Consider the following 19,825-nt stretch of genomic DNA (forward strand, 5'->3'; position numbering starts at 1 on the left):
GGTCTTTTTTTGCACCAGGAGAAACGATGCAAATCGTAATCGCGAGCGATCCTCGGGCGATGGGACAGTGGAGCGCAAACCGCGCGGCCGAGTTGCTCAAACAGGCGATCGCTCGCCAAGGAGCCGCGAACATGATCGTCGCCACGGGCGCCTCCCAGTTCGACGTGCTGGCCCAGTTAGTGACTCGCCAAGATGTCGACTGGAGCAAAGTGACCGGCTTTCATTTGGACGAGTACGTCGGTTTGCCCGCCGATCACCCCGCCTCTTTTTGTGGTTACTTGCGAGAGCGGTTTGTCTCGCGAGTACCGCTGGCTAACTTTTTTTACCTCCCCGGGGATCAACCGCCGGCGGAGACGATCGAGCGAGTTGGTGGCGAGTTGGACCAGCGGAGCATCGACCTGGCGTTGGTCGGGATTGGCGAAAACGGCCACTTGGCGTTCAATGATCCGCCTGCCGACTTTGAGATCGAGTCGCCTTACTTGATCGTTCAGCTCGATGAAGCGTGTCGGCAACAGCAGGTCGGTGAAGGCTGGTTCGGGTCGTTGGAGGAGGTTCCCCAGCGGGCGATCAGCATGTCGATTCGGCAAATTCTCCGCTCGCAAGCGATCATCTGCAGCGTGCCCGACGAGCGCAAGAGCCAAGCGGTGCAGGCAACCGTGGAAGGTCCCCAAAGCCCCGCCCTGCCGGCCAGTATCCTGCAGTCGCATCCGCACACGCAGTTGGTGCTGGACCGGGCAGCGGCCAGTCGGCTGAGCCCCGAGACTCTGGTTGCCGCGGAGCAAGTGTCGTGACTGGTGGCTTGGTCGATTTGCAAGTCAACGGCCACGCGGGCTTGGATTTCAACAGCGACCAGTGGACTGGCGAAGCCCTCCGGGACTGTTGTCGCAAGCTGCGCAGCGAGGGAGTCGACGGTATCTTGGCGACCGTGATCACGGCTCCCTGGGAGACCATGCTGCGGCGCGTGGGGCGGATCGTGAAGGCGATTGAGAGCGATGCCGAGATTGCTCAGACGGTGTGGGGAGTGCACGTGGAAGGCCCTTTCTTGAATCCTCAGGCGGGATACATCGGTGCTCATCCCGTCGCGGCCGCCTGCGCAGCGGAGAGCCGATTGGTAGACCAAATGTTGGAAGTTGCCGGTCGCCATCTACGGATTTGGACATTGGCCCCGGAGCGCGATGCTGGCGGCCTGGTCACCAGGCAGCTCAGTGACGCCGGAGTGGTGGTGGCGGCGGGGCACAGCGACGCCAGCAGCGATCAACTGCGACAAGCCATTGACCAGGGCCTGAAGCTGTACACGCACTTGGGCAATGGCTGCCCGGCATTGCTGCCCCGCCATGACAACATTATTCAGCGAGTGTTGGCGCTCTGCGATCGGCTGTCGATCTCCTGGATTGCCGACGGGCATCATGTGCCGCTGTTTGCGCTGGCAAATTATCTCCGCGGCGTTCCTGATGAGCGGATCATTATCGTCAGCGATGCGATGTCAGCCGCCGGTCTGGGCCCGGGCCGCTATCAATTGGACGAGCAGTGGGTCGAAGTCGATCCCGATCTCGCGGCCTGGGCGGCGGGCCGCAAACACTTTGCAGGTTCCGCCACAAGTCTTGCTCAAATGACCGATCTGTTGCAAGACAAACTGGGAGTCACTCCCGCACGCGCGGAACGCTGGACCCGCAGCAATCCGCTGACACTGCTGCAGACTGACACTGCTGCAGACTGACACTGCTGCAGACTGGCTCAGGGGCTGAGTGAACGGAGTGCTTGCGGCAAGGGGAAATGAACTTTTTCTTCGCGGACCGTGGCCACTTCGACTTCGATGCCAAAGCGTGCGTCGAGCCAGCTCAGCGTCTCTTCAACGACCGATTCGGGCGCGCTGGCACCGGCGGTGACCAGCACTCGCAGATCGGCAGTGAACATTGCTTCGTTGAGATCTTGGGGGCCATCGATTAAGAAAGCCGGTTTGCCCGCGTCGCTGGCCAGTTCACGCAAGCGTTGCGAATTGCTGCTGTTGTTGCTGCCCAAGACCAGCACCATATCGGCGTCGCCAGCCAGCAAGCGGACCGCTTCTTGGCGGTTCTGGGTGGCATAGCAAATATCGTCTTTGGGCGGCCCCTTGATTTCGGGGAAGCGTTCTTTGAGTCGATCAATGATGCGATTGGCGTCATCGACGCTGAGCGTGGTTTGCGTGAGGTAAGCCAGGTTCGTGCCGGCCGCCAGGTCGAGTGCGTCGACATCGGTGATATCCTCAACCAGGATGATCGCTTCAGGTGCTTCTCCCATGGTGCCGATCACTTCGTCGTGTCCATCGTGTCCAATCAGCACGATCGTGTAACCATCGCGGGCAAAGCGAATCGCCTCGGTGTGAACTTTGGTGACCAGCGGGCAGGTGGCGTCGATGGCGGTCAAATTACGCGCTTTGGCCGCTTGCCGGATCGCCGGGGAGACCCCGTGGGCGGAAAACAGCACGGTCGAATTCTCGGGAACTTCCTCGATCGAATTTACGAACACGGCGCCAGCGGATTGGAATTTTCGCACGACATATTGGTTGTGCACAATCTCGTGGTAGACGTAGACCGGCGCTCCAAACGCTTTGAGGGCAATTTCCAAGCTATCGACCGCCATGTTGACGCCCGCGCAAAAGCCCCTCGGAGCCGCCAAAATCACTTTCATCATTTTCTTCCGGGGAAAAGGACGTCGAGCCAATACTGCTTTCGCTTCATGCTAACCGAGTGACAAGTCACCTGTCTAACCGGTGGCCGATGATCTGGTGGTGACTATTTTGTCGTGACTCGACGTAGGGGGGACGAGAAATTTACCGAAAAGGGTAGCGGGTGGCCGTTGGACGCTCGTTATTTTCCGACCTACGTTTCTTTCGAAGGCGTAAATTCTCGATAAATCGCACTGTATTGGCCGACCACCGGAATGACCGAATTGAACGCACCGAGCCCCTCAGTGGGTTCCGCCGAGCCGCACCAGCCCATCGACAACGAACCGGTCGCTGGCCACCCAGTCGATGCCCCAGCCGCGCCGGCAAATCAACTTGAACCGGTGCAACCGGAACAAACCATGGGCCGGATCGCCGGTTTGCTGTCTAATTTAATCGAGGACCAGCAGCTGGCCAGTGGCTCGGGGGGCGCGTCGCCGATCGCCGCCGGGGTGCCGCGGAGCACGCCGTCGCGGTTCGAGAACGAGTTGGCGATGGTCCAGTTGGGGGTCGCCACTTCGCTGTTTTATGCCCTGCGAGTCAAACATCCGCCCACCGCCACTCACAGCATGCGAGTGGCGATTGCCTGCTCGGCTTGGTGTGAACGTTTGCGGCTCGACGACGAAACCCGTGATCGCATCGAAGTCGCCGCACTGCTGCATGACATCGGCAAGATTGGAATTCCTGACGCCATCCTGAAAAAACCAGGACGTTTGACAGCCGAAGAACAGGCCACCGTGTCACTCTCCCCGCGATTGGGGATCGAGATTTTACGTGGCTGCAGCGATGACGACCAACTGCTTGATATTATTCGCTACCATCACGTCTGGTACGACAACCGTCGCAGCGAAGAAGGGCCCCAGCGCGATGCCCTGCCGCTCGGCTCACGGATGCTGGCAATTGTCGAGGCTTTTGACTCCATGACCACCGACCACGTCTACCGCTCGGCGATGAGTCGCGAGCGGGCGTTGGCTGAGCTGAGTCGTTTTGCCGGCAGCCAGTTTGACCCCGACTTGTCGCAAGATTACCACCGCCTGCTGGAGTCGCAACCCGAAGTGGTGCATGGCTGCGTGGTTAATCGCTGGCTGAAAGATCTGCACGTCGGGCACAGCAATCGTCGCTGGCGAGCCACCCCGCTGAATCAATCGGCCGCGGGCGATAGCACCGTGGCCAATTCCAGCGGAACCGACGGGTTCTACCGACAATTAATGATCCACACGCACGACGGCGTGGCCTTCATCGACAGGCTAGGCATCGTGCAAGCGTGGAACTCTTCGTTGCTGGAACTGACCGGCATCTCGGCCGACGCAGTCTGCGGGAACCAGTGGGAGCCAACGTTACTGGGGCTTACCGACCGCAGCGGGCGCCCGATCGAACATGCTAATTGTCCGATTCGGCAATGCTTGACCCACGGCAGCCATTCGTCCCACCAAGTGGCCATCAACGGGCCGGGCAACGAACGGCTGCTGATAAATCTGCGAGTCAGCGGAGTGAGCAACGCGACTGTCGGTGTGCAAGGCGCCGTGGTGATGTTCCAAGATGGTTCGCAGCAAGCCAACCTGGAAAAACGTGTCCAGGACTTGAACGAACGCGTGGCCTTGGATCCGCTGACGGGCATTGCCAATCGCGCGGAATTTGATCGGCGTCTCCGCGAGCTGAGCGACTTGGCGCAGGATGGCCGCACCACCTTCAGCTTGGTGATCTGCGACATCGATCGCTTCAAGAGTATCAACGACACCTACGGGCACCCGGCTGGTGACGAAGCAATTATCACCTTTGCCAGGCTGCTTTCCGATTACAGTCGTGACGAGGACTTGGTCGCCCGCTACGGTGGTGAAGAATTCGTCTTGTTGTGTAAAAATTGCGACAACGCAACGGCTGCAGCCAAGGCTGAGGAAGTGCGTGTGGCGTTGGAAGCAACACGTCACTCGTTCCTCGAAGACCGCGCGATCACGGCCAGCTTTGGCGTCACCGAATACCAACCTGGCGACACATCAGAAACGGTTTTGGCACGAGCCGACCGGGCTTTGTTGCGAGCCAAAGATAACGGACGCAATCGGGTGATCCAGCTCGGTTCGGGTGGCTTCAACAACATGTCCAACGGCGACGAGAAAGCCGGGAAAGCCAAAGCGGGCTGGTTCGGTTGGTTCGATTTCGGCCTCCCCGCCGCCAAACAAACAGTGACCTTGGCGACGCCCGTCCCGATCGATCTGGTGATCGAAAAACTGCGTGGCTTCGTCGCCGACCATCAAGCCGAAATCTTGCGAGTCGGTCCCAACGAACTGGAAATTCGCATCACGGCCGTGTTCCGCGTCGGCGGGCGGCGGCAAACTGATCATCGCATGGATTTCCATATTTCCATGCAAATTGACGAACAATCGCTGCAACGGCGCACCGCCAGCGGAACCTCGATGTCCACAGTGCAAACGATTCTGCGAGTCAATATGACCCCGGTCCGGTCCCGCGATCGTCGACGCAGCGAAGTCAGCCAAGGTGCCAGTCAAGTGCTGGCCAGTTTACGCAGTTATTTGATGGGTGAAATCATCTCCGAGTGACATCCCTCCTGGTCGACAGGTTCCCAGCCCGCTATGGTGCGTGAGGATAGCGGTTGGCTCCCTCACACCCTCAAAAGGAGATGATTCTCATGGCTTACGAACTTCCCGCACTGCCTTACGCTTATGACGCGTTGGAACCCCACATTGATGCCCGCACGATGGAAATCCATCACACCAAGCATCATCAGGCGTACATTACCAAGGTCAACGACGCGATTGCTGGCAGCGAGCTGGAGTCAAAATCGATCGAAGCCTTGATTGCCGATATCGGGTCGGTTCCCGAGGGAATTCGCGGAGCTGTCCGCAACAACGGTGGCGGCCATGCCAATCATTCGCTGTTCTGGACCATCATGGGACCTGGCAAAGGGGGCAACCCCAGCGGTGACCTGGGCGAAGCGATCAACGCCACCTTCGGCAGTTTCGAGAACTTTCAGCAGCAATTCGCCGCCGCCGGGGCAACTCGCTTCGGTAGCGGTTGGGCTTGGCTGGTCGTTGACGGTGGCAAATTGGTCGTCGGCAGCACCGCCAATCAAGATAGTCCCCTGATGGGTGCCGCTGTCGCGGGACTCGGCGGGACCCCCATTCTCGGACTCGACGTCTGGGAACACGCCTATTACTTGAACTACCAAAACCGTCGCCCAGATTACATCAGCGCCTTCTGGAGCGTCGTCGATTGGGATCAAGTCGCTAGCCGATTCGCCGCAGCCAAGTAAAAAGGCTTAGCGAGAAAGTTCACTGCTGAGGCGGGCCCATCACCAACAAGGTGGCCCCGCCTCCGTACGGCACGAATTCCACCGAGGGGCAAGTGGCGGGGAGCAAAACGGTTTGCCCCAGCGGCAATTTGAGGCTCTCCGGTCGGCCCGTTTCGTTTAGCCAGCAGAGAGTCCCGCCTCCCTGAACGACCGTGAGAATGCGGAATTCGGCTGCCGCTTGGATCGTCACTGGTTGGACACCCGCGTAGCGATCGAGAAAAAATTTATCGCACGCGACGAGTCGCTGACCATCATCCCCCAGCGGCAACGGAAGTTGTGGACTCACCGGGCCCGCTTCGTAATTGGTGACCTCCAACGCTTGCTCAATGTGCAGCGGTCGCGGTTGGCCGGCATCATCCAGCCGATCCCAGTCGAAAATTCGGAACGTGGTGTCGCTTGATTGCTGAATTTCTGCGACGAGAATGCCCGCCCCCAAAGCGTGGACCGTTCCCGCGGGAATGAAAATGCATTGCCCCGGCTGGGCCACGATCTTGTGCAACACCTCCTCTACGTGGCTGGTGCGAATCGCCGTGGCGAACGCTTCTCGGTCGACTCCAGCGGCCAGCCCCGCGTAAATCACGCTGTTGGGCTCGGCGGCGATCACGTACCAAGCTTCGGTTTTACCCAAATCGGGCGGGTTCATGCGGGCCCCGTAAGCATCGTCGGGGTGGACCTGCACGGACAGCACACGATTGCAGTCGAGATATTTCAGCAGCAGGGGAAAGCTGGTGCCAGCTTGAGCCGGGTTTGCGGAGCTACTTTTCGCCACGCTTCGCCGGCCGAGTAATTTTTCCCCGTAAAGTTCGATTAATTGCCGCAGTGACTTACCTGCCAGGGGGCCTGAGGCTACCACGCTTTGGTCTGCCCCGTGGTCGACCACTTCCCAGCTCTCGGCGTACCGCGGCGCCTCCCCAATGGGCTTGTCGAGTACCTCGCCAAGCCGCCGGCCTCCCCAGATGTAACTGCGGAAAACCGGTTCAAATGTGAGCGGATATAGTTCCATACTTGCCAAAATCCTCGGGACTAAGTCGTAACTCGAAGCGACTGTTGTGGAATAAAAGTCAAATGGTAAACCAACGGAGGGTGCCGCGCACCGAAGTGCTGCTAAACTATAGGAATATTCTCGTGATACCTGCCTTCGTTCCCCTTAGACCGTGACACCTTCTGCCGTGGATCGCCCCGCACTGCCAAAAGAGGATCTCTTCGAACATTCTACGATGACCTTCGGGGAACATCTGGAGGAATTGCGTCGCGCGCTGGCGCGAGCCATCCTGTGGCTGATCGCCGGAGCTTTGATCGCGTTGGTGTTTGTCGCCAAGCCGATGGTTCGCTGGATTCAGGGACCGCTGGAAGCGGCCATCGTGGTCTACAAAGTCGATCAAGGCATGGCCATGTTTGGGGACGCGTTCAGCAACAGTGACGAGCAGGATGTCGAGCGGATTGCCACGCTCCGCGATTTCATGATTTCCGAGGGGCTGAAGTGGGAAAAAGTGTTTACCTACGCGGGCGTCGCTGCTCCGGCGACTGATCAGTCTGCTGACTCTCCGGCGGCAAATTCAACTGCACAGCCGACGCCCAAGCCCCAGGCAGAGCCGAAACGAGATGCAGCTGTCAAGCCAGCCCCGCCAGCTGAAACGAAGCAGCCAGCTGAAACGAAGCAGCCAGCTGAAACGAAGCAGCCAGCTGAAACGAAGCAGCCAGCTGAAACGAAAAAAGCAGCTGACGCGGCAAAAGCAGCTGACGCGGCAAAATTGGCTGGTGGTGCCGAGCCTCCGCCCGCTTCACAGCCACCGACGCGGATACCCGCGCCGAGCGATTTTGCAGCGACTTGGATGTTGGTCAAGACCGAGGCGGGTTTGAATTCGCACAAGGTCGAAGAGCCGTTCATGATTTATTTGAAGGCCTCGGTGGTTGTTGGTTCGGTGCTTGCCAGCCCGATGATTTTCTATCACATTTGGGGCTTTGTGGCGGCCGGTTTGTATCCTCACGAACGAAAATATGTGTACTTGTATTTGCCCTTTAGCGTGATCTTGTTCATCAGCGGCGTTAGCATTGCTTTCTTTGCCGTGCTCGGTTTTGTGCTGGAGTTTTTGTTGGATTTCAATTCCACCTTGAGTGTCGATATGGAACCTCGGCTCTCCTATTGGATGAACTTTGTGCTGTTGCTGCCGTTGGGCTTTGGAATTGCCTTTCAGTTGCCATTGGTGATGTTGTTCCTGCAACGGATCGGCATTATTGAGACCGTTGCTTATGAAAAAAGTTGGCGAATTGCCGTGTTGGTGATCGCCGTGTTGTCGATGCTGCTAACACCTGCGGACCCTTACAGTATGATCTTGCTGATGTGTCCGCTGGTGGTGCTGTATTTCTTGGGGATCGGTCTGTGTCGCTTCATGCCTCGCGGCCGCGGCTTGGGCAGTGCCGCCTATGACGCGCGTTAACCGGGGGGAGGCTGAGCAGCAATGCACGGAAAAAAGAATCCCACACTGCTTAGTCACGCGGAGCGATTTACGCGTCGTTTGGCCTTGTCCCACTATGAGAATTTTTTGGTTGGCGGGCTGCTAACTCCGCGTAAGCTGCGGCAAGACTTTTACAATGTGTATGCGTACTGTCGCATGGCGGATGATTTGGCTGACGAAATTGATGATGCGACCGAAAGTTTGCGTCGCTTAGACCAGTGGTCGCGATGCTTGGATGCTTGCTATCGCGGCCAGCCGGTCGATCATCCGGTGTTCGTGGCTTTACAACCGACGATCAAGCGTTTCGGAATTCCCGCCGAGCCGTTTCAGCAGTTGTTGGTCGCTTTTCGCCAGGACCAGCGAATCACTCGCTACCAACAGTTTGATCAAGTGCTCGATTATTGTCGTTCGTCTGCCAACCCGGTGGGCCGTCTGGTGTTGTACATGGGGGCGGCGCACACGGCGGAGCGAGTCGCTTTGGCGGATAAAATTTGCACCGGGTTGCAGTTGGCGAATTTTTGTCAAGATGTGCGTCGGGACGCGTTGTTGGGGCGGATCTATTGCCCGCTAGATGAGCTGGCCGAGTATGGCGTCGATCCCCAGCGGCTTGGTGATCCCACGCCGCCCGCCGGCGCGTGCGAGATGCTCCGTAGCCAAGTTGCGCGAGCCGAGAATTTTCTTCGCGACGGCTTGCCGCTTTGCAATGATGTACCGAAGTGGTTGGCGCGTAACGTGCGGCTGTTTGCTGGTGGAGGGCTAGCGATTTTAGCCTCCATTCGGGCAGCCCGATACGATGTCTGGAATCGCCGCCCAGTGGTCACTCGGCAGCGGCAGTTACGTCTGGTTGCAAAAGCCTGGCTAGGCAAATAGGAACACGCTTTGAGTTCCGCGTTGGTTGACGATTCTTACCGTTGCGCCGCTCAAGTGGCTCGTCGAGCGGGGAGCAACTTCTTTCGCTCCTTTGCTTTGCTGCCCCACGAAAAACAGCTGGCCATGACCGCGTTGTACGCTTTCGCGCGGCAAACCGACGATCTGGCGGATGCCCAAGTCGACGCGGGGGATCTGTTGGCGACCTGTCGCACGCTGGAGGCTTGGCGGGCCATGACAGCCCGCGCCCTGTTGGCCGCCGGGCATTTGGACTCCGCCGCCGCCAACCGGTTAATCGAATCGGCCGCTCCGGCAAGGCTGCCCAACTCGGCCGCCAACCTGTTGCCCGCCATGGCCGATACGGCTCGCCGCTTTGTCATCCCACCGCAATATTTGATTGATTTGATCGACGGCGTGTTAGCCGATCAAACACAGACTCGCTTTCACTCCTTCGAACAGCTCGAGCATTACTGCTACCAAGTCGCCTCGACCGTCGGTTTGGCCTGCATTCAGATTTGGGGACACGACCCTCCTCTGCCCTATTCGGCTGCGGTTGATTGTGGCGTCGCTTTTCAACTGACCAACATCCTCCGCGATCTCCGTGAGGATGCCGAACGCGGCCGCATCTACTTGCCGCGTGAATTTTGGGGTGGCGAAGAAATTGCCATCACGACGATTTTGGCCAAGCAACCCTCCGCCAACTTGTTAGCCGCGATCGATCAACTCTCAGCCCGGGCCCGCGCCCGCTACCAAAGCGGCTGGAGTGTCTTCGCATCATTGCACCCTGATGGCCAGCCGATGTTCAGCATGATGTGGCGAACTTATCGGTTGTTGCATTGCAAGCTTGATCGCAACCCCACCGCCGCGCTGCGAAAACGCTTGCGATTGGGCTGGACCGAGCGGCTCGCGTTGGCATCCTCGCACTTTGTGCCAAGGTTGTTTCGGCGACTCGACAGCCCGCTGAAGGATCCCCGTTTCCAGGAATCGTCGGAATGACATTGCCTGTCGCTGGTCCCCGCGAGCTGCCTGGTCATCGCGTGGCGATTATCGGTGGCGGTTTGGCTGGGATGGCCACCGCCGCGGCGCTGATCCCACATGGATTTCAAACCACCATCTTCGAAGCCAAACGTCGGACTGGCGGTCGGGCCGGATCGTTCACCGATCAAGGTGTTGCTGGCGAGGCTACTCAAGAGATTGATTATTGCCAACACGTGGCCATGGGCTGCTGCACCAATTTTCTGCACTTGATGCGGCAAGCCGGTTTGGAAAAGCACTTTTTGCGAACCAACCGCCTTGTTTTCACCGCGACCGAACTGGCCAATCACGCCAAGCGAGAAAGCGTTTTTTGTCCTTCACCCTGGCTGCCGGCTCCTTTGCAGTTTGGCCCCAGCTTTTGCCGGTTGCGATTTCTCAGCTGGACCGAAAAACGACAGGTCGCCAGCGCCCTCTGGAGGCTGATGCGTTGGCAACCAACGACGGCAGATCCCGAGCAACCACTGACCATGGCAGACTGGTTGCGAGCGGCCGGGCAATCCCAGCGAACGATCGATCGTTTTTGGAACGTGGTGATCGCCAGCGCCCTGGGAGACGATGTCCGGCATGTTGCCGTGGCATCCTGCCGCCAAGTCTTTGTGGAAGGGTTTTTGGCAAACCGGCGAGCGGCCGACGTGCTGGTCCCCCAGCAACCGCTGAGCCAATTATTTGGTCAAGCCTTGCCGCAATTCTTATCAGCCGGCGGTGTGCAGATTCAAGCAGCGACGCGGGTGCGAAACGTTTGCTTGACCCCCACAGGTCAATTCCAGCTCGCCGTGACACAGCCGCCCAGACCCAACGAGTCTGGCAGCAACGGGGCAGATGTGTTTGACTCGGTCGTGGTGGCGGTTCCCTGGTATGCGCTCAAGCGGTTGCTCGGGGACGGGAATCTGCACGCTAGCCTGCCCCAGCTTGAACAGCTGACCCGCTTGCCCACCGCGCCGATTTCTGGCATCCACTTGTGGCTCGATCGCCCGCTAACTTCGCGGCCGCACACGGTGATCGTCGACCGCCTCAGCCAATGGGTTTTTCGCTCACCGCTCGCTGACTCGCCCGCTGCGGCGGCCCGGAAAGTAGACGCCTTCGCAACCAACGCGGCGGCCCGTGAGGGGCACTATTATCAGGTTGTGGTCAGCGCGGCCCACGACTTGCGGGGGCGATCTAGCCAATCGGTGTTGGATGAAGTCCGCGACGACTTGCGAGCTGCTTTTCCGCAGGCGGGTGAGGTGCAAGTGCTGCGAGGTCGGGTGGTGACCGACCCGTCCGCTGTATTCTCCGTTAGTCCGCAGGTGGAAGCGCTGCGACCGGTGACTAGCAGTCACCAGGCAGGTTTTTTTGTCGCAGGTGATTTCACCCGTACCGGTTGGCCCGCCACCATGGAAGGGGCTGTGATCAGCGGTTTCCAAGCTGCCGACTGCGTCGCCGCAAGGTGTGGAATTGCCGCGAATTCGCTCCGGCCATCCCTACCAAAGGGTTGGCTGGCGCGGGTCTTAATAGCAGGTTGAGCGACATTTCTGGACTGCGTGAGATTTCGATTCATCGCCAGCGAAGGGACCGCCCGACACCTTTAAAGGGTCCTCGAAGGCGTAAAATTCATCTTTGATTGATTGTCCCCCCTCGGAACTGAATTTGTTTTAGCTAGAGTAATGGAATCATTGCCAGAGTCTGATCGGCTCGCTTGGTCCGCTCCCCTGAAGAAGATGGAATTAGGTTTGTCCTTATGCTAGCAGCAACTGTGATTTCTTTGGCCTTTGCGGCTGCCATCGTGGCCCTGTTCTGGGCTTGGCGTTTTTTCCGAGAGATGATGTTAGCCGATGAAGGCACTCCCTTGATGCGGGAAATTGCGGCCAGCGTGCGAGATGGGGCCAACGCTTATCTGCGACAACAAAATCGGTTGGTATTCATTGTTTTCGTCTTTGTCGCGGTGTTGTTGGGGATCGCCGCTTTTGGTTTCCGCTTGCAGAGTGGCTTTGTGCCGTTCGCCTTTTTAACGGGCGGTTTTTTCTCGGGGCTGTGTGGTTGGTTTGGGATGCGGACGGCCACGCAGGCCAGTTCGAGAACGGCGGCGGGCGCCGAGCGATCGCTCAACGACGGTCTGCAGATTGCTTTCCGATCCGGTGCCGTGATGGGGCTGACCGTGGTCGGGATGGGGCTGCTGTACATCGTGCTGTGGTTCATCGTGCTCTACTGGGTGGTGCCTCAGTTTGCCGAACCGCTAACGCTCGAGCAGATCTCAGTCACCATGCTTTCCTTCGGCATGGGAGCCAGTGCCCAGGCCTTGTTTGCTCGCGTTGGTGGTGGCATCTTTACCAAAGCGGCCGATGTGGGAGCCGACTTGGTGGGCAAGGTCGAGCAGAGCATGAAGGAAGATAGTCCTCAGAACCCCGCCACGATCGCCGATAACGTGGGGGACAACGTGGGGGACGTGGCCGGCATGGGGGCCGATCTTTATGAGTCATATTGCGGTTCGATTTTAGCAGCTGGCGCGTTGGGGGTTGCCGCCTTTGCATCGCCGGCGATCCTGGCGGAAGGCAGTGATCGGTTGACCGCTCAACTGTCGTCCTTGTTATTGCCGATGGCGATTGCCGCGGTGGGAATTCTGCTCTCGATCGTGGGCATTTACGCGGTCCGCACGGGGGAGGATTTATCGCAAAAAGCGTTGCTCAAAGCATTGGGTCGGGGAATTAACTTGGCGGCCCTGCTGGTGATGGTGGCCGCCTTTGGGCTGGCCTACTGGCTGATGCCCAACGTTCCCGGTGCGGCGATCTTTGGCGTTCCCGGAGTTGCTCTCAGCGTGATCACCGGGCTGTTGGCCGGTTGGCTGATTGGCAAGTGGACCGAGTACTCGACGAGTGACGAATTTAAGCCGACGCAGGAACTTGCCAAACAGGCCGAAACGGGGCCGGCCACGATCATTATCGGTGGCATTGCCGACGGCATGTTATCGGTCTGGGTGCCGGTGATCGTAATTTGTGTGGCCAGCATGGCGGCTTTTGGTTTTGCCAACGGCTTTCGCTTTAATGACTTTGATTACTTTGCCTTGGGGCTCTATGGCATTGGTGTGGCCGCCGTGGGGATGTTGAGCACGCTGGGGATCACCTTGGCAACCGACGCTTACGGGCCGATCGCCGATAACGCTGGTGGTAACGCGGAGATGGCTGGTTTGCCCGAGCTGGTGCGGAGTCGCACCGACGCGCTCGATTCGTTGGGCAACACCACTGCGGCTACTGGCAAAGGTTTTGCGATCGGTTCCGCCGCGCTGACCGCTTTGGCTCTCTTGGCTGCTTATATGGAAAGTGTGCGGGATGGTTTTGTTCGCTGGTCCGATTCGGTCGCGGTCGAAGTGGTGGAGGATGGAGTTTACAAGCTCTCCCCCGGCTTCGTGCTGCTCCGCGACGGCGACGTGCTCAGTCAGTTCCTGGCACCTCCAACGTTGACCGATGTTAAAGGTGTAAAGCAAGATTGGTTGAAAGTCCCCTACTACGCCGGACCGGCGCGGCTTGATCCGTCACTAGTTTCGGTCGTCGAAGGTGTCCCCACGATCACAGCCACGGGGCAACCGTTAGTCAGTTTGCAAACAGCCACGCTGCGCGATTTTACGGCCTACTATGATGCCTCCTTATTGAATCCGCGGATCCTGATAGGTTTGTTCCTGGGGGCGATGGCCACGTTTGTGTTTTGCGCCATGACGATGCAAGCGGTGGGACGCGCAGCGCAAGGTATGGTGATGGAGGTCCGGCGGCAGCTGCGTGAACATCCTGGCATTCTGGATGGTACAGAAAAGCCGGATTACGCCCGCCCGGTGGCTTTGTCGACCAAAGCGGCTCAACAGGAGATGTTGCTGCCCAGCTTGATCGGCTTGCTCTTGCCGATCGCGGTCGGTTTAACGCTGGGTGTTGGTGGTGTGATGGGCTTGCTCGCCGGTTCCTTGACATCAGGTTTCTGCGTCGCGATTTTCATGGCGAACTCGGGCGGTGCTTGGGATAACGCCAAGAAGTATATCGAAGCGGGCAACCTCGGCGGTAAGGGCTCCGACGCTCATAAAGCCGCCGTAGTGGGCGACACGGTAGGCGATCCGTTCAAAGATACCAGTGGTCCCAGCCTCAATATTTTGATCAAGCTGATGAGTATGGTCAGCGTCGTTGTCGCCGGCTTAATCGTTCGCTACAGCTTGGTCGCGTTCGGGATCTTTTGATGTTCTAAGTCGCCTTTCGCTCCGCCGAAAGTCCGAGCAAACGGTTTCTTTCGCGGAGCCAAGCACCTCCCCATAAACTCGCTAGCTTCCGGTTCCTCGGAACCGTGAGCTAGCGCTCAACGGCTGATATATCCAACTTATTCCACAACTTCGATCACTTCCGCACTTGATAAATCTCCACAGCTCCTCCCACGTCGTCGAGCTGCAAGGGTTGTAAGATTTGCATCGCAACCAACCGCTCAAATAATTGGCGATCAATTTCCGCGGCAAATCCATAAGTGCTTCGCAATCTTTCAATCTCGCCCCAGTGAACCAAGACGTGCGTAAAGCCTGCGGCTGCAAATTGCGATCGCCATTCACTCGGTTCGCCCGTTGTGAGCGCCAGCAAGGGGGATTCATCAAAGGTCGTGGCGTAGGCGATTCGAATTTCATAATCAAACACAGCCGCATCTCCCACCACCAACAGCCGGCTGTCCGCGGGCAATTCACGGTTCACCCAGGGAACGTGCGGAGCCAAACGGCTGATGCTGCTGGCCGATTGATCGTCCCGTCGTAAGTAATCCAAGTCGACAGCCAAGCGACTATCGCCCAGCGCCGGACCGGCGATATAAAACAGATTGAATCCACACAGCACACCCACCAAGCCAGCAGCCCAAGTCGCGCCGGCCAACTCACGCAAACGCCATAATCCAATTCCGGCGAGCAGAAATAGCAAGGGGCTGAGTGGCAGCAGGAAACGATCGACCCGATGCGTGATGCACCACCACATCAGCACCGCGGCGGCGATTGCCGAGACCAACAATCGCACTTCACGTTGCCGCCAACCATAAACAACGGCTAGCCCCGCCAGCGGCAGCAAGCACCAGCCTTGCAAACGCCAACGCCATAACAAACCGGCCAGCGAATAGCCCATTTCCGACACCTGATAACCGGGCGGGCGATGCCCCGCGTTCCACTGGGCAATCTTCTCCGCAGTCAGCGTGCGGCCTCCCAGCAAATCGCCCAGCAGCGGATAAACCGGATTACCCGCTAACCATAAATTCTTGGCATACCATAGTCCTCCCACGCACAGGGTACCCACGGCAAAACGCAACAACGAGGTGGCGATCGCCCGGTTACTGCTATGCCTAAAAATATCATCACGGGCAAAACCGCCCGAAACCCATGACGCCCAGCCCAGGGCGGCCAGCAACGTGGGCACGACAAACACCACCGCTGGGTACTTGCAAGCAATCGCTCCTCCAGCGGCTACTGAAACCCAAACTACAGCCGCCGTGAAATTGCGGTCAGCATCTGAGTGCTTGTTGCGGGCGGCGAATTGAATCGCCACTAACAGACCAGCCGCCGCCAGGGCTGCGATCGCCGCTTCGACCAACCCCAGCGAACCTCCCTCCAGCAAAGCGGGAAAGGCGACGACCAGTAACGTCAACCAATCGCCCGACCAGCGAGCTGCGTTCGGCGTGCTGCCTTGGAATATTAATAGTCGCCGCAAGGCCGCACCGCAGAGGCAAGCGGTGAAAGCCACAAAGCTGGCCAAGATGACTTTCCCCGACAACGCGCCCCACCACCAAGCATCCTCGATTCCGCTGCCAGCCAACTCCCAAATTGCCATCGCCGTTACCGTGTGCAGTTCGGCTCCCAATGGCATGTTGGCGTAGATGTTATGCGGCATGAAATCGATGCCACCGGCCAGCCACCATTCCTTGGGCGCTTGCAAATGGTACTCCCGCACGTCGTACTCAGCCGGCGGTAAGATCGCCCGCGCGAGCAGCAAACCAATCACCGGCAGCAGAGCCCAGCGGGCAAACCGGCTACCCGCTTCCTCGGTAGAATCCTCAACGGTAATGTTCTGGGAACTGGTAAGCGCCAAACGCCGCAGTGCCAGTCCCAGGCAGATCGTTCCCAGCGTCACTGCGGGAACCATCCACGGGCTTTGAAACCAGCCGAGCAGGCCGACCGCCAAAGTGGCTGAACTTTGCAGCGCCAGGCCCAGCGTCGTCATCAGCACGATTTGCTCGACCCGCCTCAGCCCCTCAAGCACTTTCGTCTTTCGCAACATCACCCAGCCGCCCAGCGTGGCAATTGCCATCACAGCCAGTGCGACCAGCAGGACGGGGAGCCTTGCCAGCAGTCCGCCGGCTGAGACCGGGCCATCGAACCAGCTGGCGACGGTCGCGTCGGGGACGAGGAACAACATCCAGCGGGAGACTTCGGCCGTCAGTGGCTGAGTAAACAGCAATCCGCCCCAGACAACCGCCAAGCTAACAAACAGGACAATCCCCCCACTCGCCCGTGACCAATCCGCGCGAGACGATTCCGCGGGTGGTTGCGTTGCGATCTCTGGCTCGCGATGGCGAAGTTTCTTGGCTGTCATAATTCATTTGTGTCGAAAATCGATAGAAGCAATCTGGTCGCTGGCATTCTATAATGAAGCAGCCCAAGCGTTTTGAGCGAACAGCCCTATTTCTGCTTGCTCCCTAAAACTCCCACCTGTGTCGAATCATCATGCAACCCATCCGCGGAATCCTAACCCCCAATATCACGCCCGTCGATGCTCAAGGGCGAGTCGATCATGAGACTTTGAGCGGTTATGTCGATTGGTTAATTGAGCACGGCGTCGATGGTCTGTATCCCAACGGCAGTACGGGCGAGTTTGTTCGCTTCACTCCGGGGGAACGCCAGGAAATCGTCCGCACGGTCATCCAAGCGGCTCGCGGTCGGGTCCCCGTCTTGGCGGGAGCGGCCGAGGCGAACGCCGACGAGACAATTGCCGCTTGCAATGCTTACGGTGAGATGGGAGTGGCGGCGGTGGCGATTGTGGCCCCCTTCTATTATCGCCTCACCCCCGATGGCGTGTATGCCTACTTCAAAAAAATTGCTGATGCCGTCAGGGTGAATGTCACGCTCTACAACATTCCCCTGTTTGCTTCGCCGATCGATGTCGCCACGGTACGTCGGTTAGCGCTCGAGTGCCCGCGCGTGGTGGGCATCAAAGATAGCTCGGGGGACGTTTCTCACATGTTGCGAATGATCGCCGCGGTCCGAAATGAGCGACCGGAGTTCTCTTTCCTCACCGGCTGGGACACCGCCTTGGTGCCGATGTTAATGTGCGGAGCCGATGGCGGCACCAACGCCACCAGCGGAGTCGTGCCCGAGTTGACCAAGGCGATTTATGAGACATGTCAAGCGGGTGATATTGATGCTGCCTTGCGACTCCAGCACGCGCTCATCCCGCTGTTCGACTTGATGATTGGGACCCCCGAGTTTCCAGAGGGATTTCGCGCCGGCGTGCGTGCGCGCGGCTGGGATTTAGGTCCGGGACGTCAACCGATGACGGCCAACCAACGCGATGGCTCGGCAGCCGCTCAATCTCAGCTAGCCGCGATGATTCCCGCCGCTGCCGGAACGCAACAAACGGTCGGCTTGCCCGGTATCGACTTGGATCAGATTGTGCGTCGCGTTTTAACGCAACTGCAAGCCAGCTAAAAGCTAAGTCGCCTTTCGCTCCGCCGAAAGTTTATGGAAGAGGTGCTTTCGCGGGGGCCAAAAGGCGACACTTACAACCTATCCGAAAACCCAAAAGAACCACGGCTAGCGCCAAAGCGGCTAATGGTTTTCGGAAAGGTTCTTATTTTCCGTTCATTGCTGAAGTTAAAACCGACTATGCTTGTTCCCTGGACGCTGCTGACCACGATTGCCCTGTTGTTGCCGGTCGCCGATGCTGAGATCCCTCGCTCCGTGGCGGAACGCTCCGGCTACACGCGAACCGCGTCGGAAGAGGAGATTGACTCCATTCTGGCGGCCACCGTCGCGGCCGATCCGCGAATGAAACGTTTCACCTTGGGCCGTTCGCATGAACAGCGACCCATTCAAGCGTTGATGATCGGTTTTGACCGGCCCCAGCCGGCGCTGACGGTGGTAATTATTGGTGGCATTCACTCCGGCGAATGTGCCGGTAAGGAGGCGCTCTTTGATATCACTCGCGAAATCGCCGAAGGCCAGCACGACGACTGGCTCGAACAAATTCGGTTATTGGTGATCCCCAGCCTCAGTCCCGATTCCAACACGCGGCGAGCGGTTGATAATCGGCCTGGACAATTGGGGCCCAGCGAGGGGATGGGGCAGCGAGCTAACGCTCAGGGACTCGACTTGAACCGCGACTTTATCAAATTGGAATCACCTGAGATCAGCGCGCTGGTTGCTGCCTGCCAGCGTTTCGACGCTGACTTGTTGATCGATTTGCACACCACCAACGGGTCGCAACATCGTTATCAATTAACCTACGATCCGCCGCATCATCCGCTCACCCCGCCGTCGGTCAGCCAGTTTTTGCGAGACCAGTTGTTACCTGCGATCACGGAACAGGCAGCCGGCGAGGGGCTGAATATGTTTTATTATGGCAATTTTGATCGCAGCCATACACGATGGAGCACGTACGGATATGAAGGACGTTACAGCACCAACTACATGGGACTGCGAGGGCGTCTTGGTTTGTTGAGCGAAGCCTATTCTTACGCCTCTTATCAAACTCGCATTGCCGCCTCGCGATCATTGGTGGTCAACACGCTCGATTATTTGGCTGAGCGAGCCGTCAGCACGGAGCAGATGCTCAGCGAGGTGCGGCGGCTTGCCGCGGGTGATCCCCTGCCCTTGCGAGCCAGCTTAGCACCTTTTGCGGAACCAGCGACGATTCTTGGCTACAAACCTGATCCGCCAGTGGCGGGCACAGAGCGCGAACCGTTTGACTATCAAGTGCAATTCTTTGGGCGCTATGAACCGACGGTAAACGGAGAGCTGCCGGCTGTTTACTTCATCCCGGCCGGTGAGCGGAGTGCGATTGAGTTAATTTATAAGCATGGCATTCAGTCGTCACCCCATCCGCCCAGCGCGCTCGGTCAATTCCAAGCTTTCGCGATCGAGCAATGTGAGGTCGCTGAGCGTGCTTTTCAAGGCCACAACATGGTGACGCTGAAAGGCACTTGGCAAGATGCGGCACCGCCCACCGACACGACCGGCATCTGGGTAACCACGGACCAACCATTATCGCGATTGGTGGCGGTCATTTTGGAACCCGAGTCTGCCGATTCTTTAGCGACATGGAATATAATCCCCGCCGATCGCCTGCCCACCGGCGGGACTTACCCCATCCTCAAAGCCTCGCAAAAAGTGGAATAGGCATCCTGCCTGTAAAGAGGTGGAATAGCCATCCTGCCTGTAACCAGTAGAACCTCGCTGCGGTCTTATCGCTCGTACTCGCGGTACTCGCA

Annotated in this window: 14 protein-coding genes; 11 read left to right on the forward strand and 3 right to left on the reverse strand. The window is 58.4% G+C overall.

Annotated features, from left to right (window positions below):
- Positions 1 to 26 precede the first annotated feature (26 nt).
- Both SH139x_RS04520 and SH139x_RS04525 read left to right on the forward strand, forming a co-directional pair.
- Positions 27 to 791 (forward strand): glucosamine-6-phosphate deaminase, encoded by a 765-nt coding sequence (locus SH139x_RS04520; RefSeq protein WP_488354098.1) that lies wholly within the window; start codon positions 27 to 29, stop codon positions 789 to 791.
- The gene (locus SH139x_RS04525) at positions 788 to 1,717 is read left to right on the forward strand and encodes an N-acetylglucosamine-6-phosphate deacetylase (RefSeq protein ID WP_488354099.1); all 930 of its coding nucleotides are present in this window, start codon (positions 788 to 790) and stop codon (positions 1,715 to 1,717) included. Before SH139x_RS04520 ends, SH139x_RS04525 begins: the two co-directional genes overlap by 4 nt.
- Before the next feature lie 17 nt (positions 1,718 to 1,734).
- Here SH139x_RS04525 and ispH read toward each other — a convergent pair whose 3' ends face one another.
- Entirely contained in the window at positions 1,735 to 2,667 is a 933-nt protein-coding gene (ispH, locus tag SH139x_RS04530; RefSeq protein ID WP_488356158.1) for a 4-hydroxy-3-methylbut-2-enyl diphosphate reductase, read from the reverse strand.
- A 261-nt stretch (positions 2,668 to 2,928) separates the two neighbouring features.
- Here ispH and SH139x_RS04535 point away from each other — a divergent pair, with 261 nt between their 5' ends.
- Both SH139x_RS04535 and SH139x_RS04540 read left to right on the forward strand, forming a co-directional pair.
- Complete coding sequence (locus tag SH139x_RS04535; protein ID WP_488354100.1) at positions 2,929 to 5,256, forward strand: diguanylate cyclase domain-containing protein; 2,328 nt, start codon at positions 2,929 to 2,931, stop codon at positions 5,254 to 5,256.
- A gap of 89 nt (positions 5,257 to 5,345) precedes the next feature.
- Positions 5,346 to 5,969 carry a superoxide dismutase gene (locus SH139x_RS04540; protein WP_488354101.1) on the forward strand — a complete coding sequence of 208 codons (624 nt, stop codon included), beginning with the start codon at positions 5,346 to 5,348 and terminating at the stop codon, positions 5,967 to 5,969.
- Positions 5,970 to 5,988: 19 nt separating this feature from the next.
- Here SH139x_RS04540 and SH139x_RS04545 read toward each other — a convergent pair whose 3' ends face one another.
- Entirely contained in the window at positions 5,989 to 7,011 is a 1,023-nt protein-coding gene (locus SH139x_RS04545) for a type I phosphomannose isomerase catalytic subunit (RefSeq protein WP_488354102.1), read from the reverse strand.
- Positions 7,012 to 7,162: 151 nt separating this feature from the next.
- Between SH139x_RS04545 and tatC the strand changes: the two genes are divergently transcribed.
- From tatC to SH139x_RS04570, 5 genes are all read left to right on the forward strand, one after another.
- Positions 7,163 to 8,446, forward strand: a complete 1,284-nt coding sequence (tatC, locus tag SH139x_RS04550; protein ID WP_488354103.1) for a twin-arginine translocase subunit TatC — start codon at positions 7,163 to 7,165, stop codon at positions 8,444 to 8,446.
- A gap of 21 nt (positions 8,447 to 8,467) precedes the next feature.
- Positions 8,468 to 9,334 (forward strand): squalene synthase HpnC, encoded by an 867-nt coding sequence (gene hpnC, locus SH139x_RS04555; protein ID WP_488354104.1) that lies wholly within the window; start codon positions 8,468 to 8,470, stop codon positions 9,332 to 9,334.
- Between the two features lie 9 nt (positions 9,335 to 9,343).
- Positions 9,344 to 10,327: a phytoene/squalene synthase family protein gene (locus SH139x_RS04560; RefSeq protein ID WP_488354105.1), complete on the forward strand. Its 984-nt coding sequence runs from the start codon at positions 9,344 to 9,346 to the stop codon at positions 10,325 to 10,327.
- Entirely contained in the window at positions 10,324 to 11,868 is a 1,545-nt protein-coding gene (gene hpnE / locus SH139x_RS04565; protein WP_488354106.1) for a hydroxysqualene dehydroxylase HpnE, read from the forward strand. Before SH139x_RS04560 ends, hpnE begins: the two co-directional genes overlap by 4 nt.
- A gap of 215 nt (positions 11,869 to 12,083) precedes the next feature.
- Positions 12,084 to 14,558: a sodium-translocating pyrophosphatase gene (locus SH139x_RS04570; protein WP_488354107.1), complete on the forward strand. Its 2,475-nt coding sequence runs from the start codon at positions 12,084 to 12,086 to the stop codon at positions 14,556 to 14,558.
- A 154-nt stretch (positions 14,559 to 14,712) separates the two neighbouring features.
- On the opposite strand, the gene SH139x_RS04575 is transcribed toward SH139x_RS04570, so the two are convergent.
- Positions 14,713 to 16,932: a hypothetical protein gene (locus tag SH139x_RS04575; RefSeq protein WP_488354108.1), complete on the reverse strand. Its 2,220-nt coding sequence runs from the start codon at positions 16,930 to 16,932 to the stop codon at positions 14,713 to 14,715.
- A 131-nt stretch (positions 16,933 to 17,063) separates the two neighbouring features.
- Between SH139x_RS04575 and SH139x_RS04580 the strand changes: the two genes are divergently transcribed.
- Both SH139x_RS04580 and SH139x_RS04585 read left to right on the forward strand, forming a co-directional pair.
- Positions 17,064 to 18,044: a dihydrodipicolinate synthase family protein gene (locus SH139x_RS04580; RefSeq protein ID WP_488354109.1), complete on the forward strand. Its 981-nt coding sequence runs from the start codon at positions 17,064 to 17,066 to the stop codon at positions 18,042 to 18,044.
- 177 nt (positions 18,045 to 18,221) lie between these two features.
- Entirely contained in the window at positions 18,222 to 19,733 is a 1,512-nt protein-coding gene (locus SH139x_RS04585) for a M14 family zinc carboxypeptidase (RefSeq protein ID WP_488354110.1), read from the forward strand.
- Positions 19,734 to 19,825 lie beyond the last annotated feature (92 nt).

It is taken from the genome of Kothea flammea (assembly GCF_052161645.1).
Taxonomy (GTDB): domain Bacteria; phylum Planctomycetota; class Planctomycetia; order Pirellulales; family Pirellulaceae; genus Laterigemmans.

Bases quoted from the DNA above. Each gene is read 5' to 3' on its own strand.
- SH139x_RS04520 (WP_488354098.1), top strand. From the start codon at position 27: ATGCAAATCGTAATCGCGAGCGATCCTCGGGCGATGGGACAGTGGAGC.
- ispH (WP_488356158.1), bottom strand. From the start codon at position 2,667: ATGAAAGTGATTTTGGCGGCTCCGAGGGGCTTTTGCGCGGGCGTCAAC.
- SH139x_RS04540 (WP_488354101.1), top strand. From the start codon at position 5,346: ATGGCTTACGAACTTCCCGCACTGCCTTACGCTTATGACGCGTTGGAA.
- SH139x_RS04545 (WP_488354102.1), bottom strand. From the start codon at position 7,011: ATGGAACTATATCCGCTCACATTTGAACCGGTTTTCCGCAGTTACATC.
- hpnC (WP_488354104.1), top strand. From the start codon at position 8,468: ATGCACGGAAAAAAGAATCCCACACTGCTTAGTCACGCGGAGCGATTT.
- hpnE (WP_488354106.1), top strand. From the start codon at position 10,324: ATGACATTGCCTGTCGCTGGTCCCCGCGAGCTGCCTGGTCATCGCGTG.
- SH139x_RS04570 (WP_488354107.1), top strand. From the start codon at position 12,084: ATGCTAGCAGCAACTGTGATTTCTTTGGCCTTTGCGGCTGCCATCGTG.
- SH139x_RS04575 (WP_488354108.1), bottom strand. From the start codon at position 16,932: ATGACAGCCAAGAAACTTCGCCATCGCGAGCCAGAGATCGCAACGCAA.
- SH139x_RS04580 (WP_488354109.1), top strand. From the start codon at position 17,064: ATGCAACCCATCCGCGGAATCCTAACCCCCAATATCACGCCCGTCGAT.
- SH139x_RS04585 (WP_488354110.1), top strand. From the start codon at position 18,222: ATGCTTGTTCCCTGGACGCTGCTGACCACGATTGCCCTGTTGTTGCCG.